Raw genomic sequence first — 17,047 nt, 5'->3', positions numbered from 1 at the left:
AGGATACCAGCAGTGACACTGACTGAACTAAATACACTAAGCGCTGACGAAGCATTTTTTTGGTTTGAGCAATGCTGCGCGGCAAAAGCATGGATCTACCAAATGGTAGAAGCCCGCCCTTACAGCGATCAAGACGCCATAGTTAATCAAGCGAAAGATGCCTGGGCAAAATGTAGTGATGATGACTATCTAGAAGCCTTTACGGCGCACCCTATGATTGGTGACGTAGACTCTTTACGTAAAAAGTTTGCCAACACTAAAGCTATTGCTGCAGGTGAACAATCAGGCACAGCGAGTGCGTCTGAGGCCGTTTTACATCAACTAAAAGAAGCTAATCACGCCTATTTAGACAAACATGGGTTTATTTTTATTATCTGCGCTACCGGGCTTTCTGCGCAAACCATGCTGGAAGCTTTGCAAGCAAGGCTGCCGAATACCACGCAGCAAGAAATAGCCAATGCAGCCACACAGCAAATTAAGATAACACTTTTACGTATTAACAAAGCATTAGATTAAGGCGGGGCGTTGTTGGTCAGCCAAAACGCTATACCGCATAAAAAGTAATGCGAATTGAAAGAATTTTAAGGACTAGAGTATGAATACGCTTTCAAGTCACATACTAGACACCACTTTGGGTAAGCCTGCACAAGGCATTGAACTTACCCTAACATTACCTGACGGCAGCACCCTTTCTGGTGAAACAGACAGTGATGGCCGCTTTAAAAATTGGGGCGTTGAGGATGGTTTTGCTGCAGGAGTTTATACCTTGCGCTTTCACTGCAAGCCATACCTAACACAAACTCATGGCAGCAGTTTCTATCCACACATTGATATTACGTTTGAACTTGTTGAGAATGGCGGTCACTATCACGTACCACTTCTTATTTCTCCATTCGGTTTCAGCAGCTACAGGGGCAGCTAATAAACATGCAGCTTTTTCGTGCAAGCATTGCGCACTTTCCTAAACAAACCACACAATTTGATAATGATATTGCCGTTTTTAAAGACGGTGGTTTGCTGGTAGATAACAAAGAAATAAAAGACATTGGCCCGTTTAGTGACCTAGCTGAACGTTACCCTGCCGCCACTGTCACTGATTTTTCGGGCAAGTGGATTTTACCAGGCTTAATAGACAGCCACCTGCATTATCCGCAAACCCAAAGTATTGCCCACTATGGTGAGCAGCTTTTGAGTTGGCTAGAAAACTACACGTTTCCCACTGAAATGCAGTTTGCCGATAGCGAACACGCCGACACCATCGCTAAAGTATTTTTAAACCAGCTGCTAAAAAACGGCACCACAACGGGGTTTGTTTTTACAACCGTTCATAAAAGCAGTAGCCAAGCACTATTTAGTGCCGCCAGCGAGATTGATATGGCGATAGTGGCTGGTAAAGTGTGTATGGACAGAAACTGCCCAAGTGCTCTGAACGATTGCCCTGACACAGCGCAAGCTGATAGTGCAGAGTTGATTGAGACTTGGCACAACAAGGGGCGTAATCGCTATGCGCTTACGCCTCGTTTTGCCCCTACCAGCACAGAAGCCCAGCTTGCCGCACTAGGGGACCTTGCCCAGCAATACCCCGACGTATTCATTCAAACCCATCTGTCTGAAAATTTAGACGAGATTGCTTGGGTAAAAAGCTTATTCCCTAACGCTGACGGCTATCTAGATGTTTACGACAGCTACAATTTGGTGCGGGAGCGCGCAGTGTTTGGCCACGGTATTCACCTTACGCCTAACGAATGGGCGCGCCTTGGCGAGAGCGGCGCTACGGTTGCGTTTTGCCCTACGTCTAACTTGTTTTTAGGCAGCGGGCTTTTTGATATGACCGCAGCGCGTGCTAATAAAGTACATGTTGCCATGGCTACCGATGTGGGCGCAGGAACCACGTTTAACATGTTTAAGACCTATGGCGATGCATACAAGGTCAGTCAGTTGCGCAACGAGCCCATTAGCCCGTTGGAAGGGTTTTATCTTATGACCCAAGGCGCAGCAGTGGCCCATGCGCTTGACCATGAAATTGGTAACTTAAACCCAGGTTCTACCGCAGACTTTATCGTTGTAGAGCCAAGGTTCGATGAATTAACACGTTTGCGAATAAAAGAAGATGCACAGTTCGACGATGTGTTTTTCGCATTGAGCATTTTAGGTGATGACCGCGCTATTGAGCAGACGTGGATAAGCGGTAACTGCCGCTACGTCAAAGAAGATAAAGAGTAACAAGCTACTGTAGGGCCAGCCGGCTCTAAATAAGGAGAATAATAATGCCGTGGCTAGATTGGATAAGTTTATTTGTACGTTGGTTTCACGTTGTGGCCGGTGTAGCTTGGATTGGTGCGTCGTTTTACTTCATATGGCTAGACAACAACTTGCGAACGCCACCTAAGTGGAAACAAGACAAAGGTATCAAAGGCGATTTATGGGCCATTCATGGGGGGGGCTTCTATGAGGTTGCAAAATACGCCTATGGTCCTGAAAAAATGCCTGAAACATTACACTGGTTCAAATGGGAAGCTTACACGACCTGGTTATCAGGCTTTGCCCTTTTGATCATTGTTTATTATTTCGGCGCCAGCGCTTACCTTATCGACCCTTCGGTCAACGCAATGTCGCCAGCTACGGCAATATCGTTAGGTTTGGGGTTAATCTTCGGTGGACTAGCCATATACGAATTTGCATGTCGTAGCCCGTTGGCTAAATACCCTCTCGCCTTTGGTATTGGGTTAGTTGCTTTAGTGTGTGTTGTTAGCTATTTATCTACCCAGTGGTTTAGCGGTCGTGGCGCCTATATTCACGTAGGAGCCCTTATTGGCACTATTATGGCAGGTAACGTATTTTTCAATATTATGCCTAACCAGCGCAAAATGGTTGCTGCGGTAGCTGACAAGAAAGATATAGACCCCGCGTGGGGCGCCAGCGCAAAACTTCGCTCGGTGCACAATAACTACTTCACGCTGCCCTTGCTGTTTATTATGATTTCAAATCACTACCCTATGACCTATCAGCATCCGCAAAATTGGCTGGTACTTATTGCCATTATGGCCGCTGCCGCGTGGATACGTCATTTCTTTAACCTGCGTCACGTGGGTACCACTAAACCAAGTATTTTAGTCTCTGGCGCTGTGGCCATGCTTGCAATCGCGCTATGGGTATCTTGGCCACAAGCATCTTCAATTCAACCGTCAAGTCATGATGACGCACTATCTTCTTCAACTATGAACTCGCAGTTGGCGAACCAATCTGAATTAAGCGCGCCGGCAAGCGGGATAGCAAACGAAACTTCATCGGTAGTTAGTGACGAACGTGTGGCAAGTTTAATCACAACTCATTGTGTAAGCTGCCACTCGCGCACACCAACCGACGAGATATTCAAAGTGGCACCTTTAGGCGTAGTCTTAGATTCATGGGAAGATATTGAGAGGTTCGCGCCACAAGTGGTACGAAGAACCACTGTGACTAAAGACATGCCATTTTTGAACAAGACAAAAATGACCGAAGAAGAAAGGCAAGTTATAGCTCGCTGGTTTGCACAGCGACAGCAATAAAATACGATGAGCGATGTAGCAGTTTGCGCTACATCGCTTTATTCCACTCGCGACTTGTCGCTGCTATAACTTGCCCACGTTGCTTTTTTTCGTACATTACCTCATCAGCTCGGTCTAGCCACTCTTGTACAGAGTCGATACCTTCGTTCCACTGCACCCAGCCTACGCTAAAGCTGATAGGAACGACATCTTTACCATCGATATCAATTTCAAATTTGCTATTTTTTATTCTGTCAAAAAATACAGCTGTTTCGTCCTCATTAGTACCGTAGAGTAAAACTACAAACTCATCACCGCCGATACGACCAAACCTGTCGCTATCGCGCAAAAGTGCCCCCATTTTATTAGAGAACTCAACTAAGGCTTTGTCGCCTATTTTATGCCCATATTTGTCGTTTATTTCTTTAAATTTATTGAGGTCGACATAAACAAGGGTAGACGCTTTTTGACCTCTTCCCATGCGAGCAATCTCATCGTTTAACTGACTGAAGATCTCTCTTCTATTGGCAAGCCCGGTGAGCGAATCGGTTTTAGAAAGATGTTCTAATTTAGTCACAGCACTCATCAAAGCCTGCTGCTGTGTTTTCTCTTTTGTTACATCGTCTGCGGTGCCTAAAATAAGCGACTGCATCTCTCTATCGTCATAGATTAAACTGCCTCGGTCATGAAGGTATTTCACCTCACCTTTCGTATCATAAATACGATATTGAATATCCCAATTTTGTAAAGGACGCTGACTAAACTGTTTTAACACCCGGGCCTTATCATCTTCATGGACATGGTCGATAAAGCTCATAGGATTACAGTAGAGTTCGTATTCGTTGCGACCGAGAATATTTGCATATCCATCATTAACGTAGTGCAGTTTTTTAAAATCTGGTGTTGCAACCCAAATGAAAGTTCTGTCCGAAAATGCGCTTACGATCTTACTGAACAAAGCGTCGATCTGGAAAAGCTCAGACTGAATACGCTTTTTCTCGTCGATATCCTCGACCACAGAAATAAAGTAGTCTGGGTTACCTTGCTGGTCTCTGACGAGGGAAACCGTCAGTTGGGCCCATACCTGCTCTCCGTCGCGCCTTAGGTAGCGCTTTTCAAGCGTGTAATTATCAACCTCGCCTTTTAAAAGGCTTTCTAAATGATCCAGATCTTCAGCGAGATACTCGGGTGCTGTTAATTCCTGAAACGTTAGTTTGGTAAGTTGTTCGTTTGTGTAGCCTAAAAAGTCACATAGGCATTTATTCACACGAATGAAGCTCCCATCTACACTAACATGAGCAAGCCCTACCGGGCACAAGTGAAAGGTTTTTTCAAACATAGGGCATCGCCCCGCTAAATAGGTGCATTCCGTCGCCTTAAAAATAATGTTTAATTCACTAGGTTAGTTTATAGCGTGTTTATTTTTCTTTAATTTCGCGCCTCTGAAAATCAGGACGTTACAACCAAATCCATTACTTATACTTAAGTATAAGTGAGTATAGATTAGTTTTTTGTATTAGCTAATGAATATGACTAAGAAAAAGGCTTAGATAGAAGAAGTTACGTGCGCGTCAGCATTATCTAGAGCACCAAATTCAATAAGGTGCATTTTATCTTAAAAAAGCGGTGACTTGACTTTAAACGCTAACCTAAAATTCTTGAGGTGCTTATGTTTAACTCTTTTTGAAGGGACAGTGTTATGATCGAATTCTCCGTCATTATTTATTCTAAACCTGATCAGCCAAGCAGGCTGTTAGAAACTTTAACACCGCTAGTAAAAGCTAGCCGTGAAGAGGCCGGCGCAATAATGTATGACCTACATTCATCTGGCGACGGTATATTTGTTATAACCGAGAAATGGGAGTCTCAAGCTGCACTTGATGCTCATGAAGCGACAGCGCATTTTAAAAGCTTTCAGGATAAAGCGGGAGAGCTTGTTGAGAAGGTGCTCAGACTGCCGCTAGTATCAATGTAGTATAACTATCTTAAGCGATAGTTTTAAAACGGTGAACAGCAACGCTCACCGTTTCCACTATTTTATAATCTGCACGTTACGGCTTAATCGTTAGTGTGACTTTCAGACCAGACTCTTAACTGTTCAAGAATATCTAGCGCTGAGCGCCCAAACTCGGTGAGACTATAAGCAACCGCAATTGGGCGAGAGTCGATAACGTTGCGGATCACCATACCGTTGTTTTCAAGCTCTTTTAAACGCTGATCTACCATCTTGCGGCTGGCGCCACCTAGCATTCTACATAAGTCGTTAAACCTAACTGGCTCATCTTTTAAATGATAAATAATAGAGCCTGTCCATTTACCACCAATCAAGCGCATGCCGCGCTCAATCGCGCAAGGCTCTGTACAGGTATTTAAAACGGTTTTTCTGCCCTTAGCGTCTGTTTTTATTTCAGTTTTCATTAATGTCCTTTAAAAAAGCACCTAGTAACTAAAAGTAAACTAATTGCTTAGTTGAACAAGGTAACTAAACTATACCACATAAACCATTTTGGCTGACAGTCGTATAACTCTCGCCAATTAGTCTACTTTATAAATAAAAGGTTCACAAAGTACTAAAGCCCAAAGCAATAGACTGTTACGAGTAAACAATAATGTTGGGCAAAAAACACAGGCAAAACAGACCGTTCAAACCAAGTCTTACCTTGGTGAGAGCATTTAGACTCTAACTTCACGGTGATGATTACCATGATTGAATTTACGTTAAATGGAAAAACAGTGCAGACGGATGCTGCCTCAGATACGCCCCTTGTTTGGGTGATTCGCGATGAATTTGGCTTAAAAGGTACTAAATTCGGATGCGGTGTGGCCATGTGCGGCGTATGCACCGTTCATATCGATGGCAATGCTATTCGTTCATGCTCTTACCCTGTCTCTCTCGTTAATGGAAAGAAGGTCAATACAATCGAAAGTTTAAACGGTGAGCATCCTTTGCAATCGGCTTGGGTTGAAGAACAAGTGCCACAGTGTGGTTACTGTCAGTCTGGTCAAATTATGCAAGCAGCGACACTACTGGATAGCAACCCGAATCCTAGCGATCAAGACATCGTGAACCACATGAATGGCAATTATTGCCGCTGTATGGCTTACACAAGAATAAAAAAAGCGATCAAGCGCGCCGCAAACTCTACGGTACAGCATTACGACCCAAAAGCTTCATCAGAAGGTGAAAACGCATGAGCATTAAAGACCTATCTAAAGAGAAAAAAGACACAATCAACTTGTCTCGTCGCTCATTTATGGCGGGTTCTTTGAAGACATCACTTTTTATGGCGTTTGGCGCTTCGGCAATTCCATCCGTGTTATCAGCTAAAGAAGCCATAAAAAACAAAACATTTTCACCTAACGTCTGGTTTGAGATGGACACTCAGGGTCATGTGACGGTGAATATTGCTAAAGCTGAAATGGGGCAGCATGTAGGCACGGCTTTAGCGCGTATTTTAGCAGACGAATTAGAGTGCGAATGGGACAAAGTTTCCATTGTGCACGTTGATACTGACCCCAAATGGGGTTACATGGTGACGGGCGGTTCATGGTCTGTTTTCCAAACCTACAAACCTATGTCGCAAGCTGGGGCTGCTGGTCGCCAAGTGCTACTTAGTGCTGGTGCTAAATTATTAGGTATACCGGTATCAGATTGTGAAGCTAACGCGGGCTTTGTGGTATCCGGCAACAAGAAAATCAGCTACGGCGACATTGTTGCGAACGGCAATATTGATAAGGTTTATTCGGCCGACGAATTAGAGAGCTTACCGATTAAACCCGGAAATAAGAAACATCTTATTGGGCTGGGTAACCAATATAAAGCACTCGATATACCTCCTAAAACAGATGGTACTGCCGTTTACGGTATTGATGTTGAAGTAGACAACATGCTGTACGCTCGCCCCATCCTTCCACCTACTCGTTATGGCAGTAAAGTCACCAAGGTAGATGACAGCCAAGCGAAAACACTGCCAGGCTATAAAGGCTACAAAGTTCTCAGCGACCCGTCGGGTACCATTGAAGGATGGGTTGCGGTTCTCGCCTCTGATTATCCCACGGCAATTAAAGCTATCGATAAGGTGAAAGTCAGCTATAACGCAGGTAAGACTGTTAACGTTAATGAAGCTGATATTCAAAAAGAAGGCGAGCGAATCTGCCGCGACCGAAGTGAAGGCACATTATTTGTCGATGAAGGAAGTATCCAGAATGCCGAAAAGCAGGCGGCTGAGTCAATTGAAGCATTGTATACCACGGCAACAGCTAGTCATTTTCAACTTGAACCAGTAAACGCGATTGCTGAGTTTAAAGATGAAAAATGGCATGTCCATACAGGCAATCAATGGCAAGGACTTACGCTGCCTGCAGTAGCAAAAGCCGCAGAAGTTCCTGATTCTGACGTTGTTCTTCACCAATATTACCTTGGCGGAGGCTTTGGCCGCCGTTTGTTTGGTGACTGGATTATTCCAGCAGTGCTTACCGCGAAAGCGGCCGGACAGCCGGTTAAGATGCTGTTTATGCGCCCTGACGATACCATGTTCGACCAACCTCGCTCGGCGTCAACGTCGTTGTTCAACGCCTATTTCGACGACGCTGGGAATTTCACTGGTATGGAGCACGCACTTGCTGCGGGCTGGCCAACGCTGGCGATGGCACCTGGTTTTATGCCTGACGGTGTTGATGGTAAAGGCAAGGTTGATCCATTTTCTGCTTCAGGGGCTGACCACTGGTATACCATGCAACACCACCGCGCCCGCGTGATAAACAACAAAGTCGCGCAAGAAACCTTTACACCAGGATGGCTTCGCTCTGTAGGTCAAGGGTGGATAGTGTGGGGGCTTGAAAGCTTTATCGACGAAGTAGCACATAAAGCTAACCAAAACCCCGTAGACTTTAGACTGTCTATGCTAGACGGCAAAGGCAAGCAAGCGGGTAAGGCGCCTGAAAGCGTAGGCGGAGCAACTCGTCTAGCTCACGCTTTGAAAAAGCTTAAAGACAAGACGGCTAATGTTGCGCTTGGTGAAAACGAAGGCATTGGCTATAGCGTTACTGCGGGCCAAGAACGCACCATGCCTGCATGGCTTGCTACTGCCGCACATGTTCACGTAGATAAAAGTAGCGGTAAGATCACGCTTAAGAAATTGTGGGTAGTGGCTGACGCGGGAATCGTCGTTCATCCAGATGGCGCTATGGCGCAAATGGAAGGGTCTTTACTATGGGGAACTAGTCTTGCGCTATTTGAACACAATGAGATAAAAGACGGCTACGTAGCAAAGAAAAACCTAACCACTTACCAGCCGCTTAGAATGAATGACGTACCCGATATGGACATCGAGTTCATTGAAAGTGACGAATTCCCAGTGGGACTAGGTGAGCCTGGGGTTATTGGCGTAGCACCAGCTGTAGGTAATGCTGTTTATGATGCAGTGGGCGTAAGGTTGCGACATCTCCCCATGTTATCAAGCGACGTTAAAAAGGCGCTGAACGCTTAGGGTCTAGCTATTTAGTATTAATACTAAAAAGTTGATACTAAGTATGGAATAGATGAGAAAAGTAAAAACAACCCGCACTTTTGCGGGTTGTTTTTTATTCAATGGAAGTGCGTTTTGAACGCTTAGGATATATAAACTTCTTACTAAAAGAGATAGTGAGCACTTAATACAAACGACTCCGAACCTGGGTTGGTGTCCCCTAGCCCACCGTTAGAAATATGACCAACTTCAGCCTCTAGCGAAAAGGTGTCAGAAATCTTGTATAAACCAGAAAGCGATGAGTAAAACTCAATGGTGTCGCCTAAATTTTCAGACTCATCAACAATACCGGCATGAAAAGCAACGCGTACAGAAAAATCGTTGTATTGGTAGACGTCTTTTGCCAAACCCACCGCGAAATAGTGTTGACCTTGATCTGCGTTTACCAGAAGTACTGTAGGTCGCACGCCATAGAATGATTCAAGCGGTTTGTTAACATAGGCCACATGTAAAGCGTAACGGTCTGCGTCATCAAACAGATTCCAAACCGCAGCCCCAGCTTTGAGTTCTGTGCCTTGAGGTAGAGCATAAGTGGAAAGCGATGCAAAAGGTGAAAGTAAAGATAATGCAAGTGCGAGTGTTTTTACTGGTGTTTTCATGGTTATACTGATTTACGTAAAAGTTAATGATTGCGTACCGTCGAAGCTTTTTTTTAGCTATTGGCGGGACTATTTCCATTCGTTAGTTCATAATGGTAATTAGGTTACTTTTTTCAACCTACTAAAGATTGGTAACCTTATAACTTTGAGGAAACACACATTCTTATTTGCTCTAAACGTAGATATTGCATTAAGAATTAGACTGGTACTCGCTGACGATTGGGAATATCGTCAATATTGGTAAAACCCAATTGGCTAAAAACACTGGCTAAAAAACATTGGCTGTAACACTGAGTAGAGATGTATGACCGACGAAAACTCCACTGCACATGCTATTGAAAGCACTAAGAGCAGTAAAAAAGTACTGGTTTTGTTTGCTCACCCTGCACAAACGCACTCCGAAGTGAACGTGCCGCTTTTTCATGAAGCCAGGTTAAATAAACACGTTACCGCCGTTGACCTGTACGCAGAATACCCAGATTTCAATATTGATATAGAACGGGAGCAGCAGCGTTTGATCGATCACGATGTTATCGTTTTTTTGTTCCCGCTTTACTGGTATTCAACGCCTTCCATTTTAAAAGAGTGGCAAGATCTAGTGTTGGAATATGGGTTCGCCTACGGTCATGAAGGTACTGCGCTGAAAAATAAATTGTTCCTTTGTGCTTTAAGTGCAGGCGGCAAAGAAGAGGCCTATCAAACTGACGGTTTCAATCATTACACTATTAGGCAACTACTTCAGCCATTAGAGCAAATGGCCCAAATCACGCATATGACTTACATCGCCCCTTTTGCTCTCTTTGGCTCTCGTACTGCGCAGGAAGAACACCGGGTGGCTCAGCACAAAGACAAGTGGGTAACTTTGCTGAAAAAGCTAACAACCAATACCCTCGATTTAGAAAAAGCAAAGCGTATCGAAAATCTCGCAGACCTTTGTACTTCCCAAGGAGATTAACGTGACTGGCTATTTCTTATATGCATTTATCTACTTGGTTGCCGCTGTCATCGCCGTGCCCATTGCAAAGCGCCTTGGATTGGGGTCTGTATTAGGCTATTTAATTGCTGGGCTTGTCATAGGACCGGTATTCGGCCTTGTTGGCGATGAGACCGTTGCCATTCAACATTTTGCTGAATTCGGCGTAGTCATGATGCTGTTTTTAGTTGGGCTAGAGCTTGAGCCCCGCTCTTTATGGGCAATGAAGTCAAAGCTTATGGGATTAGGCGGTTTGCAATTAGCATTTACTACCGCGCTTATCACTGGTGTCGCTCTGTTGCTTGAACAGCCTTTCAGCATTGCTCTTACCATTGGTCTTATTTTCGCCCTTTCTTCAACCGCCATAGTTTTACAAACGTTGCAAGAAAAAGGGCTGCAAAAAACAGAAGGTGGTAAAAGCGCCTTTTCCGTTTTGTTGTTTCAGGATATCGCGGTTATTCCCATGCTTGCGCTTATCCCCCTCCTTGCCATACCCGAACTGGTAGAAGCAGGAAATGCACATGGCGGCGATACAGGGTCACACGATAGTTTCAATTTAGTAGAAGGGCTTGCACCTTGGGCTTCTGGCTTGGTGATTATTAGCTCTATTGCCTTTCTCACTATTGGCGGACACTACTTAAGCCGCCCTTTATTTAAGTTTGTCGCCGCATCGGGTTTACGAGAAATTTTTACCGCCACAGCGCTCATGCTCATTATAGGAATTGCAGCACTAATGGGACTTGTAGGTCTCTCTCCCGCCCTTGGTGCATTCTTGGCTGGTGTAGTTTTAGCAAACAGTGAATTCAGGCATGAACTTGAAGCCAATATCGAGCCGTTTAAAGGCTTATTGTTAGGCCTCTTTTTTATAACGGTAGGCGCAGGCATTAACTTCTCTGTACTTAGTGAGAGCCCAATGCTAATAGCAGGGCTAACCGTAGCTGTTATGCTTGTGAAAGCCATTGTGCTGTTTATCATCGCCTTAATTTTCAAAATAAAAGGCACAAACAAATGGCTGTTCACACTAAGCCTTGCCCAGGCGGGGGAGTTTGGCTTCGTACTGTTAAGTTTCGCCTCGCAAAACTACGTGTTGCCTAGCGACATCATTTCAGTACTTTCGTTAGTCGTGGCAATTTCTATGTTTTTAACGCCAGGGCTTTTCATCCTATTCGACAAAGCCATAATTCCTCACTATAAAAACGCTAAATCACAACGTGACGAAGATGTTATCGACGAAAAAGGTACCGTGGTTATTGCAGGAATTGGGCGCTTTGGGCAAATTATTAACCGTCTTTTAGTAGCCAACGATGTAAATACCGTTGTCCTCGATATTCGTTCTGAGCAAATAGATCTAATAAGAAGTATCGGCACCAAAGCTTATTTCGGTGATGCATCCAAACCTGACATTTTGCATACCGCTGGGGCACACGAAGCCTCTTTGTTGGTTATCGCCATTGACGACAGAGAAACAGCCGCAGAAATGGTAAAGTACGCAAAGCATTCATTCCCTAACACTAAAGTGCTTGCACGTGCCTTTGACCGCGGTCATGGATACCGCTTGCGCCAGCTGGGCGCAGATTATGTTGTATCTGAAACCTATCACAGTGCGCTAGAGATGGGCGCAGAAGCATTACGCTCACTCAATATTCACCCCTTCCAGGTTGAACGACAAAAGATGGCCTATAAAAATATTGAGACGCAACAAAACGATGTGCTTTATCACGCGTGGGTGGATGAAGCCAGTGGCGAACGGGTTGATAATAATTACCTTAAGCTCTTTATTGAACTGGAGTCACTAATCGAAGGTGCGCTTAAAGCAGATTTACACGACAAACATTCGAAAATGCGTGGTTGGACTCCACCGCCTAAAGGTTATGCTGAAAAACTAGCGCCCGATGAGAAACCAAATAACGCAAAGAAGTAATGGACGTGTAACTTAGCGGTATTTCTGTTGCGTATTCGCGTTACGGGTCGAAGATGTTGATTTGAACTCGCTGGTTAAACCTTGAACTGGTGAGCAAAAATTCTGATCGAAAACGAAAAATAACGCTATAACCTTTAAGTACGTTGAAGTAAGCGTATATTAGATTTCTATACCATCCGCTTTAATGATGGTTAATAGGCGCGTAATACAAGATAACCCATTGCCAAAATGGGAACGAAAAGTGGTTTATTTAAATGGAGAGTTACCATGTTGTCTAAAAAGAGTCTCTTTAACAGTGTAGCCGTGCGCGCTGTGGTTGCATTTACCGCACTTGCTGGCTTAAGTGCGTGTGAAGACGCCCCTACTCCACCTAAAACTGTATCTTCAACACCGGTAACGCTTTATGAAGTTCAGCATTCAGACGAAACCATTGCTAAATTCCCAGGGCAAGTGGAAGCGGCTGAGTATTCAAACCTTTCTTTTCGTATAGGCGGTAAGCTTCAAGAACTTAACGTAAAAGCAGGCGAGGAAGTGAAAGAGAACCAGCTTATCGCACGGCTTGACGACCGAGATGCAAAAGCACAACTCGCCACCGCCCAGTCTCAGTTTGATGTGACTTCAGCTATGTTTGAACGTATGGAAGCGTCAGTTGAAAAAGGCGCGGTAAGCCGCTCTACTTTTGATGAAGCAAAGGCCAATTTTTTAGCGGCTAAAGCCAGCCTTACCAATGCACAAGACCAACTCAGTTACACTGAGCTTCGCGCTCCTTTTGCTGGGCTTATTGCATCTGTACCCGTTGAAAACTACCAAGTCATTGTGCCTCAGCAAACCATCGCCGAGCTTCATATGCCAGGCGCGATTGATGTAACGTTTCAGCTGCCAGAGCAAAAAATGCGCATGATTGATCGCTCTCGAGCCCGTGAAAACCGTACCTCGGAAATGGCGTGGGTCACCTTTTCCGGCATGCCAGAGAAGCGTTACTCGGCTATGTACAAGGATCACGAAAGCACCACGCGTCAAGGTGAACTTAGCTATGAAGTGACCATTACCCTGCCAGAACCAGACGATATTAATGTATTGGCAGGCATGAGCGCTACCGTATTACTTGATATGACCAAGCTCATTGAATCTGATGCGAAACTGTGGTTAGTCCCTTTTGGCGCTGTAGTTACAGACAATGCAGAGCCAGACAAAGCCATTGTGTGGCGCTTCAAACCAGATAGCAATGATGCAAAAAAAGGTACAGTCGAAGCGGTAGAAGTTATGATCACACGGGGAATTTCTAACGGCTTACTCGTAGAAGGTCCGTTGAACGACGATGATAAAATCGTTGCTGCAGGTGCTCATTTAGTAAAAGAAGGCCAATCTGTAACTGAGTGGACGAAAGAAGGAGGCCTGTAAATCATGGTCGAGTATTTTTTTCGTCAAAAAGTAATAAGCTGGATGGTCGCCATCATTTTAGGTGTTGGCGGTATTGTGACGTTTCTTGGCTTGGGTCAACTAGAGTTTCCAGAATTTACAATCAGAAATGCACTTGTTATTACCCAATATCCAGGTGCGACGCCCGAACAAGTTGAAGAAGAAGTCACGCTACAGCTTGAAAAGGCTATTCAGCGTATACCCAACGTAAAGCGCATTAGTTCTGTAAACATGGTAGGGCTATCGCAAATTACGGTAGAGCTTAAAAGTAGCGTTCAGGCTAAGGACCTTGAACAATACTGGGATAATTTGCGCCGTAAAGTAAATGACGCGCAGGCATCCCTGCCTCCCGGCACTGGCACCTCTATCGTAAATGACGATTTTGGTGATGTGTATGGACTTTTAATGACCTTGCAGAGCGAAGACTACTCATTAAAACAGTTAGAAGATTTTGCTGACCTAATGCAGCGAGAAATCCAACTTGTAGAGGGCGTTAAAAAAGTCTCCATTGCCGGCACTGTTAGCGAGCAAATTATCGTATCTTTAGATCACGATAAAATGAAAGCCCTCAATATTTCTGCAGAATCAATCGCTGGTTTGTTAACTGCGCAAAATGTGGTGGGTAATGCAGGCTCAATTAAAGTTCAGGGCAAACGCTTATCCATACAGCCCACCGGCGAATTTGATGACTTAGAAGCATTAGGTCAAGTTGTTATTGGCTCACCGGCAAGCGGGCTGATTCGCCTCACCGATATCGCAACTATTGAGCGCAAACTTAACGACACCCCCTCGCTTCTTTACCATAGTTCTGGCACCCCTGCCCTGTCTATTGGCGTGTCGTTTGCGTCTGCAGTAAATGTAGTTGATGTGGGCAAGCGTCTTGATACTAAAATTGCCGAATTAGAACAACGCATGCCCCTCGGCATGAGCCTTAATACGGTTTACAACCAGCCAGCGGTGGTTGACGACTCCGTAACCGGCTTTTTGATTAACCTTGTTGAAGCCGTGGCCATTGTTATTTTTGTACTATTGCTTTTCATGGGCTGGCGCAGTGGCGTTTTGATGGGGCTTATTCTCGTACTGACTATTCTTGGTACCTTTATCATGATGTCAATCAAAGGTATTGAGCTACAAAAAATCTCTTTAGGGGCGCTTATCATCGCCCTCGGCATGCTTGTCGACAACGCTATCGTAGTTACCGAAGGCATGTTAATTGGCGTTAAAAAAGGACAAACTAAGCTTCAGGCGGCGAAAGACGTAGTGTCTCAAAACGGTTTACCTCTTCTAGGCGCCACCGTAATTGCCATTACCGCTTTCGCACCTATTGGGCTCTCTCCGGATGCTACTGGTGAGTTCGTTGGCTCACTGTTTTGGGTACTGTGCTTCTCGCTATTTTTAAGTTGGATCACTGCTCTTACTATTACGCCTTTCTTTTTCGACTTACTGTTTAATACAAATAAAGAGCGCCAATCAAATGATGAAGATGATGACCCTTATAAAGGTATTATCTTCACCGTTTATAAACGAATACTTACCGCTGCGATTAATCATAGGTATATCACTATTGTACTTGTCGTAATTGCCTTAGTCGGTAGCGTTGCATCGGGTAAATTCGTAAAAAACGCGTTTTTTCCTAACTCATCTACTCCGCTCTTTTTTGTTGACTTACGTCTGCCAGAAGGTAGCGATATTCTAACGACTGAACAATCGATACGCCGTTTAGAAGAAAAAGTGATGGATATGCCTGACATCGCTAATATCACCAGCGTAATAGGCGGCGGCGCACAGCGTCTTACCCTGACTTACTCACCTGAAGACCGCTACGCAAGTTACGGGCAACTTATCGTAGAAACCAATACGGTGGAAGCTCGCGATGCTAGAATGCGAGAAATCATTGAGTTACTTCGCGAAACCTTTCCTAATGTGCAGTACAAAGTGCAAGCACTTCAGGTAGGTCCTTCTGCGAAAGCGGCTATTGAGGCCAGAATATACGGGCCCGAGCCTGAGGTTTTACGTGAGATAAGTAGTGACGTAGAAGCTATATTCCAAGCAGAACAAACCATGGACAGCGTGCGTTTGTCGTGGAGTAATAAAGTGCCATTTGTTGAGCCAGTATTCTTGGAAGAACAAGCCAGGCGTATTGGTGTAACGCGAGATGCTGTACACACTGCGTTTCTTCTGAATAACGAGGGTGAAACTGTTGGCCTTTACCGCGAGGGCAGCGATTTAATACCTATCATCATGCGCAACGATCCTAATCAGCGCTATGACATTGATAACCTCGCTTCGCTTAACGTATGGAGCCAGGAACAAAGTAAGTACATCAGCATGGCTGACGTGATCAGCAACGTGGATGTGACCCTTGATAACCCTATCATTAAGCGCCGTAATCGAGTGCGCATGCTCGCCGTTTATGCAGAGCCTTTGCCCCTATCGGGCGAAACGGCAGCCAGCGTGCAGGCGAAAGTTAGACCTCTTGTAGATGATCTTGAGTTGCCTGATGGTTACCGCATCGAATGGGGCGGAGAGTACGAGACCTCGACTGATGCACAAAGCGCACTATTTTCGAGCATGCCGATTGGAATTTTGGGTATGTTTATCATTACCGTATTGCTGTTCGGTAGATTGCGCCAAGCGTTAGCGATTTGGGGCGTTATACCACTTACTACTATCGGTATTATCGGCGGCTTAGTGCTCGTTGGTGCTCCATTTACCTTTATGGCGTTGCTTGGAAGTTTAAGCCTTATCGGTATGGTGCTTAAAAACGGTATTGTGTTGATGGAGGAGATAAACGTGCAGGCTAAGGGTAATAACGATGCGTTTAATGCCGTAGTTAAAGCATCGGTGTCTCGTGTACGACCAGTCTCTATGGCAGCCATTACTACCATACTAGGCATGATCCCGTTGTTTTCTGACGCGTTCTTCGCGTCAATGGCGGTAGTCATTGTATTTGGTTTGACTGTTGCCACCGTACTTACACTGCTTATATTGCCTGTGCTGCACTGTACGTTCCACGGTATAAAGTCTGAGTAAAAAGCCTACAAGCAAATTGTACAAAAAAAAGCTGGCTCCTTTTTTAG

14 protein-coding genes are annotated in these 17,047 nt (G+C 44.8%); 11 read left to right on the top strand and 3 right to left on the bottom strand.

Features of this window, described 5'->3' with window-relative positions:
* Positions 1-12 precede the first annotated feature (12 nt).
* The 4 genes from uraD to ACXAGK_RS09205 all read left to right on the top strand — a co-directional run bounded on the left by uraD (position 13) and on the right by ACXAGK_RS09205 (position 3,548).
* The gene (gene uraD / locus ACXAGK_RS09220; RefSeq protein WP_474855834.1) at positions 13-516 is read left to right on the top strand and encodes a 2-oxo-4-hydroxy-4-carboxy-5-ureidoimidazoline decarboxylase; all 504 of its coding nucleotides are present in this window, start codon (positions 13-15) and stop codon (positions 514-516) included.
* 79 nt (positions 517-595) lie between these two features.
* Positions 596-922: a hydroxyisourate hydrolase gene (gene uraH / locus ACXAGK_RS09215; protein ID WP_474855833.1), complete on the top strand. Its 327-nt coding sequence runs from the start codon at positions 596-598 to the stop codon at positions 920-922.
* 5 nt (positions 923-927) lie between these two features.
* Positions 928-2,223, top strand: coding sequence for a guanine deaminase (gene guaD, locus ACXAGK_RS09210; protein WP_474855831.1), 1,296 nt, complete (start codon positions 928-930; stop codon positions 2,221-2,223).
* Positions 2,224-2,267: 44 nt separating this feature from the next.
* Complete coding sequence (locus tag ACXAGK_RS09205) at positions 2,268-3,548, top strand: urate hydroxylase PuuD (RefSeq protein WP_474855829.1); 1,281 nt, start codon at positions 2,268-2,270, stop codon at positions 3,546-3,548.
* A gap of 28 nt (positions 3,549-3,576) precedes the next feature.
* Here ACXAGK_RS09205 and ACXAGK_RS09200 read toward each other — a convergent pair whose 3' ends face one another.
* The gene (locus ACXAGK_RS09200; RefSeq protein ID WP_474855827.1) at positions 3,577-4,866 is read right to left on the bottom strand and encodes a diguanylate cyclase; all 1,290 of its coding nucleotides are present in this window, start codon (positions 4,864-4,866) and stop codon (positions 3,577-3,579) included.
* Between the two features lie 360 nt (positions 4,867-5,226).
* On the opposite strand from ACXAGK_RS09200, the gene ACXAGK_RS09195 reads away from it, so the two are divergent.
* Positions 5,227-5,502 (top strand): putative quinol monooxygenase, encoded by a 276-nt coding sequence (locus tag ACXAGK_RS09195; protein ID WP_474855825.1) that lies wholly within the window; start codon positions 5,227-5,229, stop codon positions 5,500-5,502.
* A gap of 83 nt (positions 5,503-5,585) precedes the next feature.
* Here ACXAGK_RS09195 and ACXAGK_RS09190 read toward each other — a convergent pair whose 3' ends face one another.
* Entirely contained in the window at positions 5,586-5,945 is a 360-nt protein-coding gene (locus tag ACXAGK_RS09190; RefSeq protein ID WP_474855823.1) for a winged helix-turn-helix transcriptional regulator, read from the bottom strand.
* A gap of 285 nt (positions 5,946-6,230) precedes the next feature.
* On the opposite strand from ACXAGK_RS09190, the gene ACXAGK_RS09185 reads away from it, so the two are divergent.
* The gene (locus ACXAGK_RS09185) at positions 6,231-6,722 is read left to right on the top strand and encodes a (2Fe-2S)-binding protein (protein WP_474855821.1); all 492 of its coding nucleotides are present in this window, start codon (positions 6,231-6,233) and stop codon (positions 6,720-6,722) included.
* Positions 6,719-9,016: a xanthine dehydrogenase family protein molybdopterin-binding subunit gene (locus ACXAGK_RS09180; protein WP_474855819.1), complete on the top strand. Its 2,298-nt coding sequence runs from the start codon at positions 6,719-6,721 to the stop codon at positions 9,014-9,016. Before ACXAGK_RS09185 ends, ACXAGK_RS09180 begins: the two co-directional genes overlap by 4 nt.
* A 143-nt stretch (positions 9,017-9,159) precedes the next feature.
* On the opposite strand, the gene ACXAGK_RS09175 is transcribed toward ACXAGK_RS09180, so the two are convergent.
* On the bottom strand, positions 9,160-9,654 hold the full coding sequence (locus ACXAGK_RS09175) for an acyloxyacyl hydrolase (protein WP_474855817.1): 495 nt from the start codon (positions 9,652-9,654) through the stop codon (positions 9,160-9,162).
* Between the two features lie 304 nt (positions 9,655-9,958).
* Between ACXAGK_RS09175 and ACXAGK_RS09170 the strand changes: the two genes are divergently transcribed.
* From ACXAGK_RS09170 to ACXAGK_RS09155, 4 genes are all read left to right on the top strand, one after another.
* A complete protein-coding gene (locus ACXAGK_RS09170; RefSeq protein WP_474855815.1) occupies positions 9,959-10,609 on the top strand; it encodes an NAD(P)H-dependent oxidoreductase in 651 nt (216 codons plus the stop codon).
* 1 nt (position 10,610) lies between these two features.
* Complete coding sequence (locus tag ACXAGK_RS09165) at positions 10,611-12,548, top strand: monovalent cation:proton antiporter-2 (CPA2) family protein (RefSeq protein ID WP_474855813.1); 1,938 nt, start codon at positions 10,611-10,613, stop codon at positions 12,546-12,548.
* Positions 12,549-12,815: 267 nt separating this feature from the next.
* Positions 12,816-13,949 (top strand): efflux RND transporter periplasmic adaptor subunit, encoded by a 1,134-nt coding sequence (locus tag ACXAGK_RS09160; RefSeq protein ID WP_474807538.1) that lies wholly within the window; start codon positions 12,816-12,818, stop codon positions 13,947-13,949.
* A 3-nt stretch (positions 13,950-13,952) separates the two neighbouring features.
* Positions 13,953-17,000, top strand: a complete 3,048-nt coding sequence (locus tag ACXAGK_RS09155; RefSeq protein WP_474855811.1) for an efflux RND transporter permease subunit — start codon at positions 13,953-13,955, stop codon at positions 16,998-17,000.
* Positions 17,001-17,047 lie beyond the last annotated feature (47 nt).

This window comes from Alteromonas sp. ABM1_013 (assembly GCF_056160505.1).
This window is presented reverse-complemented; position numbering and strand designations above follow the sequence as displayed.

What these genes read in the sequence shown, in the direction of transcription:
- uraH (WP_474855833.1), top strand. Translation starts at nt 596, where the DNA reads ATGAATACGCTTTCAAGTCACATACTAGACACCACTTTGGGTAAGCCT.
- guaD (WP_474855831.1), top strand. Translation starts at nt 928, where the DNA reads ATGCAGCTTTTTCGTGCAAGCATTGCGCACTTTCCTAAACAAACCACA.
- ACXAGK_RS09205 (WP_474855829.1), top strand. Translation starts at nt 2,268, where the DNA reads ATGCCGTGGCTAGATTGGATAAGTTTATTTGTACGTTGGTTTCACGTT.
- ACXAGK_RS09200 (WP_474855827.1), bottom strand. Translation starts at nt 4,866, where the DNA reads ATGTTTGAAAAAACCTTTCACTTGTGCCCGGTAGGGCTTGCTCATGTT.
- ACXAGK_RS09195 (WP_474855825.1), top strand. Translation starts at nt 5,227, where the DNA reads ATGATCGAATTCTCCGTCATTATTTATTCTAAACCTGATCAGCCAAGC.
- ACXAGK_RS09190 (WP_474855823.1), bottom strand. Translation starts at nt 5,945, where the DNA reads ATGAAAACTGAAATAAAAACAGACGCTAAGGGCAGAAAAACCGTTTTA.
- ACXAGK_RS09185 (WP_474855821.1), top strand. Translation starts at nt 6,231, where the DNA reads ATGATTGAATTTACGTTAAATGGAAAAACAGTGCAGACGGATGCTGCC.
- ACXAGK_RS09180 (WP_474855819.1), top strand. Translation starts at nt 6,719, where the DNA reads ATGAGCATTAAAGACCTATCTAAAGAGAAAAAAGACACAATCAACTTG.
- ACXAGK_RS09175 (WP_474855817.1), bottom strand. Translation starts at nt 9,654, where the DNA reads ATGAAAACACCAGTAAAAACACTCGCACTTGCATTATCTTTACTTTCA.
- ACXAGK_RS09170 (WP_474855815.1), top strand. Translation starts at nt 9,959, where the DNA reads ATGACCGACGAAAACTCCACTGCACATGCTATTGAAAGCACTAAGAGC.
- ACXAGK_RS09160 (WP_474807538.1), top strand. Translation starts at nt 12,816, where the DNA reads ATGTTGTCTAAAAAGAGTCTCTTTAACAGTGTAGCCGTGCGCGCTGTG.
- ACXAGK_RS09155 (WP_474855811.1), top strand. Translation starts at nt 13,953, where the DNA reads ATGGTCGAGTATTTTTTTCGTCAAAAAGTAATAAGCTGGATGGTCGCC.